Raw genomic sequence first — 14,727 nt, 5'->3', positions numbered from 1 at the left:
CTCAGGATTAATATTTAACGGATTACTTAATTATTCAATAATGATTTTTTTGGTGACTTTCTTATTGTCAATAGTTATCGTTCCAACATAAACTCCAGGCTTCAAATGCGAAATATCAATATGAATTTTATTCGCTTCATTAATTAGAACCTGACTTCCATTCATGTCCGTAATTTCTACTTTAAAATCTTTTATTGGATCATCAATTTTAATATTCAATGTGTTCTTAGCTGGGTTTGGATAAAACTGTGTGGATTCCAAATTTTTTGAAAGAATATCTTCTGTTGCTAAAGTTGTAGTGGAAGCTGTTGCGAAATGTTGAATTGATCCAATTGCAGATTTTCCAACATTTAAAACATAAACCGGATCCATATTCACTAAAAGATCATTTGCTGTGTGAACGTAAGGATTGTTATAGCCACCTTCATATTCCCAATATCCTGTGATGATTTCGCCATTCTGTTGGAAGGGAACATAATCTGTACTTTCTGCAGGATCAAAATCTACAGCTAAAGGCGAATATAATAAGGTACAATTGGCTAATTCCTGAACGGCAACTGCAGCTGCAGCATTATTACTTGAGGGGCTGCTTTGGTCTCTGTCGTGATAAAGTTTCGTGTTTGCTTTTGTCGCTAATCCACCAACCTGGTCTAAGTTTACAACGACTTTGATGTCCATTTTAGGACTGGTTCCATTTACAATTTGTGAAACATATCTCGAACTTCCCAAAAGTCCTTGTTCTTCACCAGAGAAGTGGATAAACTTAATTGAATATTCAGTTGGAACATCTTTTAGGATTCTAGCCATCTCAAGAATTATCGATGTTCCACTTCCGTTATCATTAGTTCCCGGACCGTTGATGGAATCAAAATGCCCGCAAACAATTACAAATTTATTAGGATAAAGTGTTCCTGTTTTTGTAACGATAAAATTTTTGGATGATAAACCGTTGGCAGTCCAGGAATGCTCAAAAAAATCAGAAGTTGAATATCCGAAAGAAGTATATTTATTCTTAATCCAGTTAAAAGCATTTGTATTCTGCGTTGTTCCGGTTCTCTTAACTCCTAAAGCTTCAAATTCCTGTAAGTAAGAATTGATATTAGCCTGAGAAATTTGATTGACTCTGTCCTGATAAGCCTGGATAAAAGTCTGAGCTTTCAATAAAGAAACGAAAGCTAAAAAACTAAGAATAATTATAGATCTTTTGATCATAAGGTGAAAATTTTGGCAAAAATAAAAAAAACCTGAGATATTTCTCAGGATTTTATATTGATAACAAAGATTTGTAATTATTTTACTTGATCTACAACAGCTTTGAAAGCTTCAGGATGATTCATTGCAAGGTCTGCAAGAACTTTTCTGTTTAGCTCGATGTTGTTTTTCTTAAGAGCTCCCATAAACTGAGAGTAAGATAATCCGTGCTCTCTAGCACCCGCGTTGATACGAGTTACCCAAAGGCTTCTGAAGTTTCTTTTCTTCTCTTTTCTACCACGGTAAGCATATTGCATTGCTTTTTCTACCGCGTTTTTAGCTACAGTCCAAACGTTCTTTCTTCTACCGAAAAAACCTTTAGCTTGCTTAAGTACTTTTTTTCTGCGCGCTCTAGACGCTACAGCGTTTACTGATCTTGGCATAATTTAAATTGTTTTTTTGAAATGTGCGGTAATTATTTCATTACTCTTAGTGGCTCCATCTCAGGGTTAAATTGTTGAATTTGTTTTGAATTCTTATAAACCGAATATAGATTTATAAAAACTACTTAATTGCTAATTGTCTTAAAACACTTTTCGTGTCCACAGCAGCAACGTAAGAAGTTTGCGTTAGATTTCTCTTTTGCTTAGTTTCTTTCTTTGTCAAGATGTGGCTTTTGAAAGCATTCTTTCTTTTGATCTTACCAGTTCCGGTAAGAGCAAAACGCTTTTTAGCACCTGATTTCGTTTTTAATTTTGGCATTGTTCTGCTTTTTATGTTTTGTTATCAATATTTTATTAATATTCCCAAATGTATTTAAGAATAATAGTTTGCAAAATTACAAAAAAATTCTGAAAGTTGAGATATTAAAAAACCTCAAAAATTAATTTGAGGTTTAATATATAAATTGAATTTTATCAATATTATTTTGCAGGCTTCTTAGGGCTCATCATCATAATCATTCTTTTTCCTTCAAGCTTAGGAAGTTGGTCAACTTTTCCAACGTGTTCCAAATCTTGAGCAAGCTTCAAAAGAAGAATTTCTCCTTGATCTTTGAAGATGATAGATCGCCCTTTGAAGAAAACATAAGTCTTCAATTTAGAACCCTCTTCCAAGAATTTTTCAGCGTGCTTTTTCTTGAATTCGTAGTCGTGGTCATCAGTCTGAGGACCGAATCTGATTTCCTTTACAACTACTTTTACTTGCTTCGCTTTTAGTTCTTTGGTTTTCTTTTTTTGCTCATATAAGAATTTTTTGTAATCCAAAATACGAGAGATGTAAGGTTCTGCCTTATCAGAAATAACCACAAGGTCTAACTCTTGTTCTCTTGCTATTTCCAAAGCCTTTGCCAATGGATAAACTCCAGGTTCTACATTTTCTCCAACCAGACGAACTTCCCTTGCGCGGATTTTATCGTTGATTTGATGAAGGTCTTCTTGGACTGGGCGTCTCATCGGACCTCTGCTGTTGTTTCTTTTTAGTGCTATGGTTTTAAAATTTTAAAATTAATAATAATTAAATAAGGCTTAGTTGTTTCCGCCTAGTTCAAATGTTGGTTTTGCCTGCTCTTTAAAATAAGAGATAAAAGCGTCAACTGTCATTTCTCCAAGGTCGCCTTCGCCTCTTCTTCTTACAGAAATCGTACCGTTATTTTCCTCATTTTCACCTACAATAAGCATAAATGGTAGTTTTTTCAATTCGGCATCACGGATTTTTTTACCCGTTTTCTCGTTTCTGTCGTCTATTAAACCGCAAATATCGTGATTTTCCAATAATTGTGAAACTTTTTTTGCATAATCTGCATACTTTTCACTGATTGGCAAAATCGTGAATTGCTCAGGGCTCAACCAAAGTGGGAAATCCCCTGCTGTGTTCTCAATTAGAATCGCAATGAATCTTTCCATAGAACCAAATGGTGCTCTGTGAATCATCACAGGTCTGTGCTTTTCGTTATCATTACCGTTATACCAAAGGTCAAATCTCTCTGGCAAATTGTAATCAACTTGGATTGTTCCTAACTGCCAGCTTCTTCCCAAGGCATCTTTTACCATAAAATCTAGCTTAGGACCATAGAAAGCCGCTTCGCCATATTCGGTTACAGTTTTAAGACCTTTAGATTTTGCAGCAGTTACAATAGCATTTTCTGCTTTCTCCCAATTCTCATCGGAACCGATATATTTTTCTCTATTTTCTGGGTCTCTCAAAGAAATCTGAGCCGTAAAATCAGCAAATCCAAGCGAACCAAAAACATATAAAACTAAGTCAATAACTTTTTCAAATTCCTGCAACAATTGGTCTGGTGTACAGAAAAGGTGTGCATCATCCTGAGTAAATCCACGAACTCTTGTCAAGCCGTGTAATTCTCCGGATTGCTCATATCTGTAAACGGTTCCAAACTCAGCGTAACGTTTTGGCAAGTCTTTATAAGACCATTGTTGTGCTTTGTAAATCTCACAGTGGTGTGGGCAGTTCATTGGCTTCAACAAAAACTCTTCCCCCTCATTTGGAGTTTTGATCGGTTGGAAGCTGTCTGCACCATATTTGTCCCAGTGTCCGGAAGTTACATATAATTCTTTTGCTCCAATGTGTGGAGAAATTACAAATTCATAACCTTGTTTTTTCTGAGCTTCTGATAAGAAGTTTTCTAATTTCTTTCTCAATGCAGCTCCTTTTGGCAACCAAAGTGGAAGACCAGCGCCGACTTTTTCTGAGAAAGCAAAAATACCTAATTCTTTTCCTAATTTTCTGTGGTCACGTCTTTTAGCTTCCTCAAGTCTTTCAAGATATTCAGTTAATTCTTTTTGTTTTGGAAAAGAAATACCATAAACTCTTGTTAATTGCGGGTTTTTCTCATCACCTCTCCAATAAGCACCACCGGCATTAAGGATTTTTACAGCTTTCACAATTCCTGTTGATGGGATGTGACCACCTCTACAAAGGTCTGTGAAGTTGTCGTGCGTTACGAAAGTGATTTCGCCATCAGGAAGATTTTCAATCAATTCTGTTTTGAAAGGATTGTCTGCATATTCCTTCAAAGCTTCTGCTTTAGAAACTTCACGCAGGTTGAAAGTAGAATTTTTCTTAGCGTTTTCTAAGATTTTCTTTTCTAATTTCTCGAAGTCTTTTTCAGACAAAGGCTCTCCTCCGAAATCCACATCATAGTAGAATCCGTTAGCGATTGCAGGCCCGATTGTCAACTTGGCGTTAGGATAAAACTCCATAATTGCCTGAGCCAACAAGTGAGCGGATGAATGCCAGAATGCTTTTTTTCCCATATCGTCATTCCACGTCAAAAGCTGCACTGTAGAATCCTCCGTTATCGTGGTTTCTACTTCTGTCTGTTGTCCGTTTACGATAGCAGAAATCGTGTTTCTTGCCAAACCGTCACTTATACTTTGCGCAACTTGTAGTGGAGTAACTGCTCCTTCATATTCTCTGATGCTGCCATCAGGAAGTGTAATTTTTAGCATAATGGTTTAAAAAATTAATGTTTGCAAAAATAGTGATTTTTAAAGAAAGAATAATGTTATTTTAGTTTAACTTTTTCCTTGATTATCTCTATCACATCTACATTCCTCACTTTGGAAGTTACCCATCCGTGGATATCGATGTACATTAGCGTTCGTTTGTCGTATCTGTTTTGAGAAGAAATTTCCAATTCTTTCTCAAATTCATTAAAAGCAATGGCTTGTTCTTTTGGATTTCTATCATTGATTTTCTTGAAGAAATCAACAATGCAAAAATGCAAATCACCCGGATTTTTCATCTTTTTTGCAAACTTCATCGTTGCTTTTACAAAGTCATCATAATCATCATCAAAGCCAGATTCAAATTTTGCCATTAGCATTAAAATTCGTGTATGAAACAATAAATCTTCCTGAACATTGCCTTTGGAATTAATGATTTTTTGTCCATATTTCACCGTCTTCTGATAATTTTTGCTACCGAAAAACATTGCTGCGATTTTCAAATAAAGAACCAGAAAATGATGTTCGTCTATCTTATCACGATGTTTCTCCATTTTTAACTCCAATTCAGGAATCATTTTTGTACCGTTGAAAAAATCACCTTTGATGAAATAGAGATTCATTTTGGTATTGTAATAATTCAGGAAAATCAAAGATTGAGAGTTTTCGTTATGAATGAAAGCATCTGATTTTACAATACTTTCAAATTTTTCAAACCTTTTCTCAATGCCTTTGATACTTCCGTAAATAAATAATGTTTTGAACAGATAAGTATTCCCTTTGATGTACCAAACAGGGTGATTTTTTATCATTTCCCGATTCTGATGAAAAAGTTCTACCCACTGATAAGCGTATTTTATCGTGTATTTATAATCCTGAAGCAACTGATTTTTCCAAACGTGTGCTTTGTAATACCAAAGTTTTTCTGTGAAATTTAATTTTTTTAAATCAATATTTTTGATATTGCTATCAAAGAAATTAAGAATATTGTCGCGGTCATTATCATTTTTGATGTAGCCGTGCGTCAGCATTTCGCTGTATAATTTCAATGATAGATTGGAAAGCTGTGTTGCATAACTATTTTGCTTGTTGATTTCGCTGGATTGCAGAATCAGTTCATCCGCTCGTCCATCAATACTTCTTGTAATGAATTGAGATTCAATTACTTTTTCGAGTTCAATGATTTCTGAAGCAATACCTTTTTCGTCTAATTCCAATGCAGATTGTTTGGCTTTGTCAAGAATCTTCAGAGCTTGTTTATATAATCCTTTTTGGTATAAAATCGTCGCAAAATCCAATTGTTCACGCAACTGAATTCTATTATTCTGATGACTCGGATTTAACCTAAGACTTATTAATATCTGTTTATAAAGATGTGCCTTCAGATTAGAAAGTTGAAGCTTTGAAGATATTTTTTTATCGAGGATAATTTCTTCATTGTACTCTTTCATTTTGTCCAATTCAGAAAAAAGCAGAAGAAATTTTGCATCGACATTAATTCCAAGACGATTGACATACAACTTAAATTGTCGTTTTTCCGAAGTCGAAAGTGACTTTATAAGCACGAATAAAAAATCTTTTTGTAATTCTGACATTGTAAAATGATGGGATTTAATCTTTTGATAATTAAGCGGTTATTGTTTGTTTTGATAAAATCGAATATTGTATTTATTTAATTAACGAAGATTAATAGCACAAGTCAATTTCTACTTTTGAATATCAAAATTAGATAAAAACTTTATTATGGATTCGGAAAAAATTGAAATTTTTGATACGACCTTGCGAGATGGGGAACAAGTCCCGGGATGTAAATTGGATACGAAACAAAAATTAATCATTGCGGAACAACTCGATAGTCTCGGTGTGGATATTATCGAAGCTGGTTTTCCGATTTCGAGTCCGGGTGATTTTCTATCGGTTCAAGAGATTTCGAAAATTGTAAAAAATGCTAAAGTCTGTGGATTAACCAGAGCTAACAAAAAAGATATTGAAGTTGCAGCCGAAGCTTTGAGGTTTGCTAAGAGACCGAGAATCCATACAGGAATTGGAACTTCGGATTCTCATATAAGATTCAAATTCAACTCTACAAGAGAGCAGGTTTTGGAAAGAGCGGTTGAAGCTGTAAAATATGCTAAAAATTTTGTAGATGATGTCGAGTTTTATGCGGAAGATGCAGGAAGAACGGATAACGATTTTTTAGCGAAGGTTTGCGAAGAAGTCATTAAAGCTGGCGCAACTGTTCTTAATATTCCGGACACAACGGGTTATTGTCTTCCCGAAGAATACGGTAGAAAAATCAAATATCTGAAAGAAAATGTAAAAGATATTGACAAAGCAATTTTATCCTGTCATTGTCATAATGATTTGGGAATGGCAACCGCCAATTCGATTTCCGGAATTGTTAACGGCGCCAGACAAATCGAATGTACCATCAACGGACTTGGCGAACGTGCGGGAAATACGGCTTTGGAAGAGGTTGTGATGATTATAAAACAACATCCTGACCTTAATTTTTTTACTGATATCAATTCCAAAATGCTGAACGAAATAAGTTATTTGGTTTCCGAACTGATGGGAATGCCAGTTCAGCCAAACAAAGCCATTGTTGGAGCGAACGCATTTGCGCACAGTTCAGGAATCCATCAGGATGGCGTAATCAAGAACAGAGAAACTTACGAAATTATCGATCCTAGAGAAGTCGGAATCAATGAATCTTCCATTGTTTTGACGGCGAGAAGCGGACGTTCGGCTTTGGCTTACCGATTCAAAAATATTGGTTTTGATGTGACAAAAGTAGAGTTGGACTTTCTGTATCAGGAGTTTTTGAAAATTGCGGATACCAAAAAAGAAGTTAATAATGATGATTTAAGCTTTATGATGAAATCATTTAATCAAAAAATTGGATAAAAATAAAATGAGCCAAAACAAAACATTATTTGATAAAGTCTGGGATGCACACGTTGTAGAAACCGTTCCGGATGGACCTCAGGTGATTTATATCGATAAACATTTGATTCACGAAGTGACAAGTCCACAGGCTTTTGCGGAATTGGAAGCACGAGGTTTGGAGGTTTTTCGTCCAAATCAGATTGTAGCAACTGCTGACCACAATGTTCCGACTTTAGGACAAGAATTACCTATTAAAGACGAGTTATCAAGAACTCAGGTTCAGCAATTAACAGAAAATTGCAAGAAAAATAATATCGAGTTATACGGACTTGGACATCAATATCAAGGCATTGTTCACATCATTGCACCAGAGTTGGGAATTACGCAACCCGGAATGAGTATTGTTTGTGGCGATAGTCATACTTCTACACACGGTGCTTTCGGTGCGATTGCTTTTGGAATCGGAACTAGTCAGGTGGCGCAGGTTTTTGCCAGCCAATGTCTGCTGATGAATAAACCAAAATCAATGAGAGTTTCTGTGAATGGAAAACTGAATAAGGATGTTCAGGCAAAAGATGTGATTCTTTATATTATTTCAAAAATCGGAACTGATGCAGGAACAGGGTATTTCTGTGAATATGCCGGAAATGTTTTTGAGGAAATGTCTATGGAAGGGCGAATGACTGTTTGTAATATGAGTATCGAAATGGGAGCGAGAGGTGGAATGATTGCGCCGGATGAAACGACTTTCAATTATGTTAAAGATAGAGAATTCGCACCAAAAGGAGAAGAATGGACCGAGAAAGTAGCGTATTGGAAAACTTTGAAATCAGATTCTGATGCAGTTTTTGATAAAGAGTTTGAGTTTGCTGCGGAAGATATCAGACCAATGATAACTTACGGAACTAATCCGGGAATGGGAATTTCCATCGATTCTAAAATTCCGACTGCTCAAAACGAATCCGAAGAAAAAGCCCTGAAATACATGGGATTGAATGCCGGGCAATCAACTTCGGATATCAAAGTAAATTACGTTTTTATAGGAAGTTGCACCAATGCGAGAATTGAAGATTTCCGTTCAGCTGCAGATTATGTCAAAGGAAAACATAAAGCGGAAAATATTATTGCTTGGCTGGTTCCGGGTTCGCAAAAAGTAGCAAAACAAATTTATGATGAAGGATTGGATAAAGTCTTCAATGATGCTGGATTCCAAATCCGTCAGCCTGGATGTTCAGCTTGTCTGGCAATGAATGAAGATAAAATCCCGGAAGGCGAATATTGTGTTTCTACTTCCAACAGAAACTTCGAAGGTCGTCAAGGTCAAGGTGCTAGAACGCTTTTGGCAAGTCCTTTAACTGCTGCGAAAGTTGCTGTGGAAGGTAGAATCCCGGCTTTTGAAAATTTGAATTAATTATACACTGGAATTTAAAACATTAAATTTTAAATTTTGAACACTGAATTATAAGTATGCAAAAATTAGTTTTAATCAATTCTCAGGCTGTTCCATTGCCGAGTGAAAATATAGATACAGACCAGATTATTCCGGCGCGTTTCCTCAAAAGGATTAGCAAAGAAGGTTTCGGGGAAAATCTTTTCAGAGACTGGCGATATAACGTTCATACTAATGAACCCAATGCTGATTTCGTTCTGAATAATATCAAATATTCTGGCGAAATCCTGGTTGCAGGAAATAATTTTGGATGTGGAAGCAGTAGAGAACACGCAGCTTGGGCGCTCACAGATTACGGTTTCAAAGTCGTTGTGTCAAGTTATTTTGCAGATATTTTCAAAGGAAATGCGCTTAACAACGGACTTCTTCCTGTAAAAGTTTCGGAAAATTATTTAAAAGATTTGATGAATACCATCACGAACCAGCCGGAAACAAAAATTATTGTTGATGTAGAAAATCAAATCATTTCTTTCAATGAGAGAACAGAAAATTTTGAACTCGATTCTTATAAAAAAATATGTTTACTAAATGGCTATGACGACATCGATTTCTTAACCAGTAAAAAAGAAGCCATCCAAAAATTTGAACAGAAAGCACAAAAAGTATATGCGCAAAACTTATAAAATAGCCGTTTTAGCAGGCGACGGAATCGGTCCGGAAGTAACCAATGAAAGTGTAAAAATCTTGAAAGTCATTGGCGAAGCTTTTCAGTATAATTTCCAGTTCGATTATGGGATTATGGGAGCAGAAGCAATTTATGAAACAGGAAACCCTTTGCCCGATGAAACTTTGGAATTATGTAAAAATTCTGATGCGGTTTTGTTTGGCGCAATCGGCGACCCTACCTTTGATAATAACCCTGATGCAAAAGTTCGTCCTGAACAAGGTTTGCTGAAATTGAGGAAAGAATTGGGATTATTTGCGAACATCAGACCAATTAAAACTTATGCTTCTTTGATTAAAAAAAGTCCGTTGAAAAAAGAAATTGTAGATGGAACGGATATTCAAATCTATCGCGAATTGATTAGCGGGATTTATTTCGGAGAAAAATTTACCGATGAAAATGGTGAATATGCTTATGACCTTTGCAAATATTCCAGAGAAGAGATTGTAGGAATTTCACATCTGGCTTTTCAGGATGCACAGAAGAGAAGAAAGAAGCTCACCTTGATTGACAAAGCTAATGTTCTAGATACTTCCAGACTTTGGAGAAAAATCGTCAAAGAAATTGCGCCTCAATATCCGGATGTTGCATTAGATTTTATGTTTGTGGATAATGCAGCAATGCAAATGATTCTTAATCCGAAACAGTTTGATGTGATTTTGACAGAGAATATGTTTGGTGATATTATTTCGGACGAAGCCAGTGTGATTGGCGGTTCTATCGGTTTGTTGCCTTCAGCTTCTATTGGTGAAGATAATGGACTTTTTGAACCCATTCACGGATCCTATCCTCAGGCTAAAGGAAAAGGGATTGCAAATCCGATTGCTTCCATCTTGAGTGCGGCAATGTTGTTGGATTATTTGGAACTGAATCAGGCTGCAGACAAATTGAGAAAAAGTGTAGAGCACGCTATAGAAAGCAAATATGTAACGATAGATCTTAATGCGGAACAGCATTATTCAACTTCCGAAGTTGGCGATTTTATTGCAGATTATATTAAGTTTTCAGAAAGGTCGTACTATAATTTCGAAAATATTCAGTTGGGCAAATCAACGATTGTTTGATGATATGAAGTCTGTAAAAAAGAGCCGAATAAAATTCGGCTCTTTTGAAAATGTAAAGTTATATCAGGATGTGATTGGTTTTAATCTTTTCTACCTTGCGAATCCATCTCGTCAGACATTCCTTTTTCCGGTCTGTAGGCTTCGCTTCTGTTATCTGTGAAATACAAATCGTTTTTAGCTTTTGCGATGATTCTTGCTCTTGTAGATTCTGAGATGGGATATTCTTTATGGGTGTCGGGATATTTTTCTGCAAGATATCCTCTTGTTTTCTCTTCCACATCTATTGCGCCATTGTCATCTAAAATTGCTTTTGCAGCATTGGCATCTTCTTCTGTTTCCGTATAAACTGTGATGGTGTTGCTATCGATACTTGCGTATTCGTAACGGTCCGTTTCTATTTCATTACGGTCAAAAAGCCAATCGAAGAAACTTTGTTCTTTCGGAGTGTCTATTTTTTCTATAGCTTCTATTTCTGAGTTGGTCAGCGAATAATCGTATAATCCGGCTTCTTCCAATTTGGTAATGACATTTCTGCTTTCTGTTTCGTTGGGGAAAATCCCGATGATCGTGTAAGACATAATAATATTTTTTTGGTGTTAAATCTATTTGTCTTCACTTAAACAAAAATTGTGGCAGAACTAAAGAATGGTAAAATTTTAACAAATTTTTAATAATTATAAATATATATGATTCAATAATTGAAAGCATAAAAAAGCCTTCCAAAGAAATTAGAAGGCTCATATTAAATCCTAGAAATCATTATGGGAAAAATGATTCGGTTTCAATTTAACTAATTTTAAAACCCAAACCATCAGGCTCATCCGCAATCCAATTTTCGTGAAGATGATGTCTTCTGTTGTTGGTGAAAAAAAGATTGTTTTTTGCTTTGGCGATGATTTTCGCATTTTTGCTTTCAGAAATCACATATTCCCGAGGAGAAACGGAGTAATTTTCTGTCATATAATCCTGAGTTTTTTCTTCAACATTTACGGCGCCATTGTTGTCTAGGATATCTCTCACGATATGGGCGTCCTGTTCTGTTTTCAGATGAACGGTTATCGTGTTGTGGTCGATACTTGCGTATTCGAAACGGGCTCTGTCAAGATGATTGTCATCAAATAACCAATTCCAAAACCCATTTTTCTTCTCAATGTCTACATTTTGTGAAATTTCTTCGTCAGAATGAGAAAGATTGTAGTCATTGTAACCTGCGTTTTCCAATTTTAAAAGGACTTTGTCAGCTTCCATCTGAGTGGGGAAAAGCCCTACAACAATATATGACATAGCTGTAAATTTTTTTTGGTGAAACGAATTTAAAGAACACGGAAAAATCAAATTTTATCTTCTGATTTCTATATTAAATATACATTAATTTTATTAAATAAATAAGCCTTTCGAAATAAATTGAAAGGCTTGTTGTGTTTTTCTTAAAAAATTACTTTTCTGTATTGTCTGTTTTTCCGTCCTTATTGATTTTCGAACCTTTGTCAATATCTTGTTTATCGATATCAGGCGGATTCTTTTTATCAGATGCAGCAGGGATATTTTTAAAATCTTCATTCTGCTTTTTATTCTCAGCAGAATTGTTGTTTTCGGTTTTTTTATCAGGATTCATAACGTTAATTTTTATAATTCGGTGGAAGGAAACGTATTCGTTTTGTCTTCTATCGAATAATGCAAGGCTTTTGCCAAAACAAAAATTTCGTTAAGATTTTCTTTCAGTTGTTTTTTGCTTTCCTGTTTCAGTTGTTCCTGATTCACGCTTTTTGCCATATTTTTCTTGGCAGATTCCATAATGCTGTTGATATCACTTTGCTTGAATCTATTCACCGCATAATCATCCATAAAATGAATTTTTACATCCGGAAAAATCTTGATTTCTGGCTGAGGTAATTCATTAATGATTACTTTTTTGTTAACCGTATCTACATCGATTTTCATTCTCTTCAAATCGTAAGAAACCTGGGCTTTTGCAGTCGTGTAAAGAACCATTTCTCTTGGAAGAATATCAAATCCTGCTACTGTCGCCACTGAACTTTTATGCGTTTGAAAACTGGAAAAATCCTGCTCCAAAACGACCATTTTGTTCATTTTCTGAATTTGGTTCGTAATCAGATAATAATCTTGATTAACCAGTGCCGCGTCGTCTTTTTTGTTGCAACTTCTCCATGACAAGAAAACAAAAACCGTCAGAATAATTCCGAAAATAAAAGAAAGCAGGCCTGTATATTTATTCATTGATTTGGAATTTATCAGCAATATTTAAAGTGCTAAAAGACACTTCGACAAGCTCAGTGTGACAACTCTAATACTAAACGCATTGTCAGTCTGAGACTCTCAAAGATTTTAAACTATTTAAATAAACTTGAATTATCTTTTTTCAAAATGTTAAGCAAATCTCTTTCCAAATAGCCTGTTTCTGGCATTTCTGTAATCCTTCCGATTTCTTTACCGTACTTTTTAACGATAATGGTCGGAACTCGGGTTACATTATAAAGGCCTTCTTCGCCTGCTGGCGATTCTTTTTTACGGTTCACAGCGATGATTTGCATTTTCTCTGTGTTGTATTTCAAAGCGTCCAAAATCTTAATCAGTCTTGGGAATTCTCTGTGACTATCTTCGCACCAGCTTCCTACAAAAACAACCAGACTATAAGAGTTGAGCTTTTCTTTTCTTAGTTCTGCTAAGCCTGTTTGGTCAACCTGATAACGATTGTACTCTTCGTCAAACCAGGTTTTGTAAGGTTCTTTTCTGAATTGGTCAAGCGTCTGGGTCCCCAACAACATTTTACCGTCGTTTTTGGATTCTACTTCTCGGTTGACAATCACTCTTTCTGCACAAGAATTAACGGTAGTCAATGTGATGATTCCTAATAATATTGAGATTTTTCTCATTTTGTTTTTTTGTTTTTAAACACAAGGTTCGCAAAGTTTTTTCACAAAGAGCACAATTTAAAACTTAATAATTTTATTTGTGAAGCTTGTGAAAATCTTTGTGTCTATTGTGGCTAATTATTAATGATGTCTGCTAAATCCGCAGCAGAATAATATTTGTTCTTCAGAACTTTGTTATCTGCAACTCTGTGAACATTGTATTTGTCCCCAGATTTTTCGTAGTAAGCATCTGTTCCTTTGGCTTTGTAGAATTCTACGGTTTCCTGCGCCTGAACTTCATTATCGCAAGCTTTGGACATATTAGAACGCTGAACTTCATTGAATAATTCCACGAATTTCTCTCCCAAACCAAATTCCAAAACTGCACCGCTCAAAACATACTGCAAATCGCAAAGTGCATCCGCCACTTCTACCAAATCATTGTCTTCAATGGCTTTTTTCAACTCATCTAATTCCTCTTGTAAAAGACTAACTCTCAAAGCCGCACGTTCTTTTGAAGGAATCTGAGGTGTGTCCAAAATCGGTGCGTTGAAGGTTTTATGAAATTCGGCTACCTGATTCAGGCTATCTAATTTTTCCATTATTTTTCTAAAATTTTAACAAATATAAAAAATGCCGTCCAAGGAGACAGCATTTATTTTTTATTAACCACAAAAGTTACAAAAGTTTTATGTTTGAATTCTTTTGTAACTTTTTTGGTTTTTGAAATTATTTCAATCGTTCCAAAAAACCTTTCCGTTTTACGATATTTTTATAATCCCATTGTATTTCTCTCGATTTTTCCAACCATCGCTTTAAATCATCTTTATTAATTTTATTCCAATTATTATAAAAAATCGAAGCATCCTGAAATTTTTCACCTTCTACATTCAGTTGCGCTTCACCAAAAGATTTTCCGCTCCAGAACATCAACCGAATTCCTTTTTTCTGTTTGCTATAACCAACAATAGGATTTCCGTCAAGAAACCAAACAGGATGAGCGTGCCAAATTTTGGTTTCAGCTTCGGGAAGGTTTTTGCTGATTTCTTGGAAAAGAATATCGACAATCTTTTGGTCTTCTAATTCAAGATTTTGATTGTATGAAATGATGTCCTGATTCATTATGTTT

The 14,727-nt window shown here is 35.3% G+C and carries 17 protein-coding genes; 4 read left to right on the top strand and 13 right to left on the bottom strand.

Annotated features, from left to right (window positions below):
• Nucleotides 1–30 precede the first annotated feature (30 nt).
• The 6 genes from KI430_RS09180 to KI430_RS09155 form a co-directional block, all read right to left on the bottom strand.
• On the bottom strand, nucleotides 31–1,212 hold the full coding sequence (locus KI430_RS09180; protein WP_248874162.1) for a M28 family peptidase: 1,182 nt from the start codon (nucleotides 1,210–1,212) through the stop codon (nucleotides 31–33).
• A 77-nt stretch (nucleotides 1,213–1,289) separates the two neighbouring features.
• Nucleotides 1,290–1,634 carry a 50S ribosomal protein L20 gene (rplT, locus tag KI430_RS09175; protein ID WP_074233035.1) on the bottom strand — a complete coding sequence of 115 codons (345 nt, stop codon included), beginning with the start codon at nucleotides 1,632–1,634 and terminating at the stop codon, nucleotides 1,290–1,292.
• A 121-nt stretch (nucleotides 1,635–1,755) separates the two neighbouring features.
• Entirely contained in the window at nucleotides 1,756–1,953 is a 198-nt protein-coding gene (rpmI, locus tag KI430_RS09170; RefSeq protein WP_027384637.1) for a 50S ribosomal protein L35, read from the bottom strand.
• A gap of 161 nt (nucleotides 1,954–2,114) precedes the next feature.
• Nucleotides 2,115–2,645 carry a translation initiation factor IF-3 gene (infC, locus tag KI430_RS09165; protein ID WP_074233036.1) on the bottom strand — a complete coding sequence of 177 codons (531 nt, stop codon included), beginning with the start codon at nucleotides 2,643–2,645 and terminating at the stop codon, nucleotides 2,115–2,117.
• A gap of 72 nt (nucleotides 2,646–2,717) precedes the next feature.
• Complete coding sequence (gene thrS, locus KI430_RS09160; protein WP_248874160.1) at nucleotides 2,718–4,661, bottom strand: threonine--tRNA ligase; 1,944 nt, start codon at nucleotides 4,659–4,661, stop codon at nucleotides 2,718–2,720.
• Between the two features lie 56 nt (nucleotides 4,662–4,717).
• Nucleotides 4,718–6,253 carry a hypothetical protein gene (locus KI430_RS09155; protein ID WP_248874158.1) on the bottom strand — a complete coding sequence of 512 codons (1,536 nt, stop codon included), beginning with the start codon at nucleotides 6,251–6,253 and terminating at the stop codon, nucleotides 4,718–4,720.
• A gap of 148 nt (nucleotides 6,254–6,401) precedes the next feature.
• On the opposite strand from KI430_RS09155, the gene KI430_RS09150 reads away from it, so the two are divergent.
• The 4 genes from KI430_RS09150 to leuB are packed head-to-tail and all read left to right on the top strand — an operon-like array spanning nucleotide 6,402 to nucleotide 10,725.
• Nucleotides 6,402–7,565 (top strand): 2-isopropylmalate synthase, encoded by a 1,164-nt coding sequence (locus tag KI430_RS09150; protein WP_248874156.1) that lies wholly within the window; start codon nucleotides 6,402–6,404, stop codon nucleotides 7,563–7,565.
• A 7-nt stretch (nucleotides 7,566–7,572) separates the two neighbouring features.
• Nucleotides 7,573–8,958, top strand: coding sequence for a 3-isopropylmalate dehydratase large subunit (gene leuC / locus KI430_RS09145; protein ID WP_248874154.1), 1,386 nt, complete (start codon nucleotides 7,573–7,575; stop codon nucleotides 8,956–8,958).
• A 56-nt stretch (nucleotides 8,959–9,014) separates the two neighbouring features.
• The gene (leuD, locus tag KI430_RS09140; protein WP_248874152.1) at nucleotides 9,015–9,620 is read left to right on the top strand and encodes a 3-isopropylmalate dehydratase small subunit; all 606 of its coding nucleotides are present in this window, start codon (nucleotides 9,015–9,017) and stop codon (nucleotides 9,618–9,620) included.
• A complete protein-coding gene (gene leuB, locus KI430_RS09135; RefSeq protein ID WP_248874150.1) occupies nucleotides 9,604–10,725 on the top strand; it encodes a 3-isopropylmalate dehydrogenase in 1,122 nt (373 codons plus the stop codon). The genes leuD and leuB overlap by 17 nt, the downstream gene beginning before the upstream one ends.
• An 80-nt stretch (nucleotides 10,726–10,805) precedes the next feature.
• Here the strand turns inward: leuB and KI430_RS09130 are convergent, their stop codons facing one another.
• The 7 genes from KI430_RS09130 to KI430_RS09100 all read right to left on the bottom strand — a co-directional run bounded on the left by KI430_RS09130 (nucleotide 10,806) and on the right by KI430_RS09100 (nucleotide 14,720).
• Nucleotides 10,806–11,303: a hypothetical protein gene (locus KI430_RS09130; RefSeq protein ID WP_248874148.1), complete on the bottom strand. Its 498-nt coding sequence runs from the start codon at nucleotides 11,301–11,303 to the stop codon at nucleotides 10,806–10,808.
• A gap of 208 nt (nucleotides 11,304–11,511) precedes the next feature.
• A complete protein-coding gene (locus KI430_RS09125) occupies nucleotides 11,512–12,009 on the bottom strand; it encodes a hypothetical protein (protein WP_248874146.1) in 498 nt (165 codons plus the stop codon).
• 151 nt (nucleotides 12,010–12,160) lie between these two features.
• Complete coding sequence (locus tag KI430_RS09120) at nucleotides 12,161–12,340, bottom strand: hypothetical protein (protein WP_074233045.1); 180 nt, start codon at nucleotides 12,338–12,340, stop codon at nucleotides 12,161–12,163.
• Nucleotides 12,341–12,351: 11 nt separating this feature from the next.
• On the bottom strand, nucleotides 12,352–12,963 hold the full coding sequence (locus KI430_RS09115; protein WP_248874144.1) for a DUF4230 domain-containing protein: 612 nt from the start codon (nucleotides 12,961–12,963) through the stop codon (nucleotides 12,352–12,354).
• Nucleotides 12,964–13,076: 113 nt separating this feature from the next.
• Nucleotides 13,077–13,619, bottom strand: coding sequence for a TlpA family protein disulfide reductase (locus tag KI430_RS09110; protein ID WP_248874142.1), 543 nt, complete (start codon nucleotides 13,617–13,619; stop codon nucleotides 13,077–13,079).
• A gap of 113 nt (nucleotides 13,620–13,732) precedes the next feature.
• Nucleotides 13,733–14,200, bottom strand: a complete 468-nt coding sequence (locus KI430_RS09105) for a nucleoside triphosphate pyrophosphohydrolase family protein (RefSeq protein WP_089871544.1) — start codon at nucleotides 14,198–14,200, stop codon at nucleotides 13,733–13,735.
• Between the two features lie 127 nt (nucleotides 14,201–14,327).
• The gene (locus tag KI430_RS09100; protein WP_248874140.1) at nucleotides 14,328–14,720 is read right to left on the bottom strand and encodes a DUF1801 domain-containing protein; all 393 of its coding nucleotides are present in this window, start codon (nucleotides 14,718–14,720) and stop codon (nucleotides 14,328–14,330) included.
• Between the last annotated feature and the right edge of the window lie 7 nt (nucleotides 14,721–14,727).

It is taken from the genome of Epilithonimonas zeae (assembly GCF_023278365.1).
Lineage (GTDB): Bacteria > Bacteroidota > Bacteroidia > Flavobacteriales > Weeksellaceae > Epilithonimonas > Epilithonimonas zeae_A.
This window is presented reverse-complemented; position numbering and strand designations above follow the sequence as displayed.

Excerpts from the sequence above, each read along its gene's own strand:
- KI430_RS09180 (WP_248874162.1), bottom strand. The coding sequence starts at position 1,212 with ATGATCAAAAGATCTATAATTATTCTTAGTTTTTTAGCTTTCGTTTCT.
- rplT (WP_074233035.1), bottom strand. The coding sequence starts at position 1,634 with ATGCCAAGATCAGTAAACGCTGTAGCGTCTAGAGCGCGCAGAAAAAAA.
- rpmI (WP_027384637.1), bottom strand. The coding sequence starts at position 1,953 with ATGCCAAAATTAAAAACGAAATCAGGTGCTAAAAAGCGTTTTGCTCTT.
- infC (WP_074233036.1), bottom strand. The coding sequence starts at position 2,645 with ATGAGACGCCCAGTCCAAGAAGACCTTCATCAAATCAACGATAAAATC.
- thrS (WP_248874160.1), bottom strand. The coding sequence starts at position 4,661 with ATGCTAAAAATTACACTTCCTGATGGCAGCATCAGAGAATATGAAGGA.
- KI430_RS09155 (WP_248874158.1), bottom strand. The coding sequence starts at position 6,253 with ATGTCAGAATTACAAAAAGATTTTTTATTCGTGCTTATAAAGTCACTT.
- KI430_RS09150 (WP_248874156.1), top strand. The coding sequence starts at position 6,402 with ATGGATTCGGAAAAAATTGAAATTTTTGATACGACCTTGCGAGATGGG.
- leuC (WP_248874154.1), top strand. The coding sequence starts at position 7,573 with ATGAGCCAAAACAAAACATTATTTGATAAAGTCTGGGATGCACACGTT.
- leuD (WP_248874152.1), top strand. The coding sequence starts at position 9,015 with ATGCAAAAATTAGTTTTAATCAATTCTCAGGCTGTTCCATTGCCGAGT.
- leuB (WP_248874150.1), top strand. The coding sequence starts at position 9,604 with ATGCGCAAAACTTATAAAATAGCCGTTTTAGCAGGCGACGGAATCGGT.
- KI430_RS09130 (WP_248874148.1), bottom strand. The coding sequence starts at position 11,303 with ATGTCTTACACGATCATCGGGATTTTCCCCAACGAAACAGAAAGCAGA.
- KI430_RS09125 (WP_248874146.1), bottom strand. The coding sequence starts at position 12,009 with ATGTCATATATTGTTGTAGGGCTTTTCCCCACTCAGATGGAAGCTGAC.
- KI430_RS09120 (WP_074233045.1), bottom strand. The coding sequence starts at position 12,340 with ATGAATCCTGATAAAAAAACCGAAAACAACAATTCTGCTGAGAATAAA.
- KI430_RS09115 (WP_248874144.1), bottom strand. The coding sequence starts at position 12,963 with ATGAATAAATATACAGGCCTGCTTTCTTTTATTTTCGGAATTATTCTG.
- KI430_RS09110 (WP_248874142.1), bottom strand. The coding sequence starts at position 13,619 with ATGAGAAAAATCTCAATATTATTAGGAATCATCACATTGACTACCGTT.
- KI430_RS09105 (WP_089871544.1), bottom strand. The coding sequence starts at position 14,200 with ATGGAAAAATTAGATAGCCTGAATCAGGTAGCCGAATTTCATAAAACC.
- KI430_RS09100 (WP_248874140.1), bottom strand. The coding sequence starts at position 14,720 with ATGAATCAGGACATCATTTCATACAATCAAAATCTTGAATTAGAAGAC.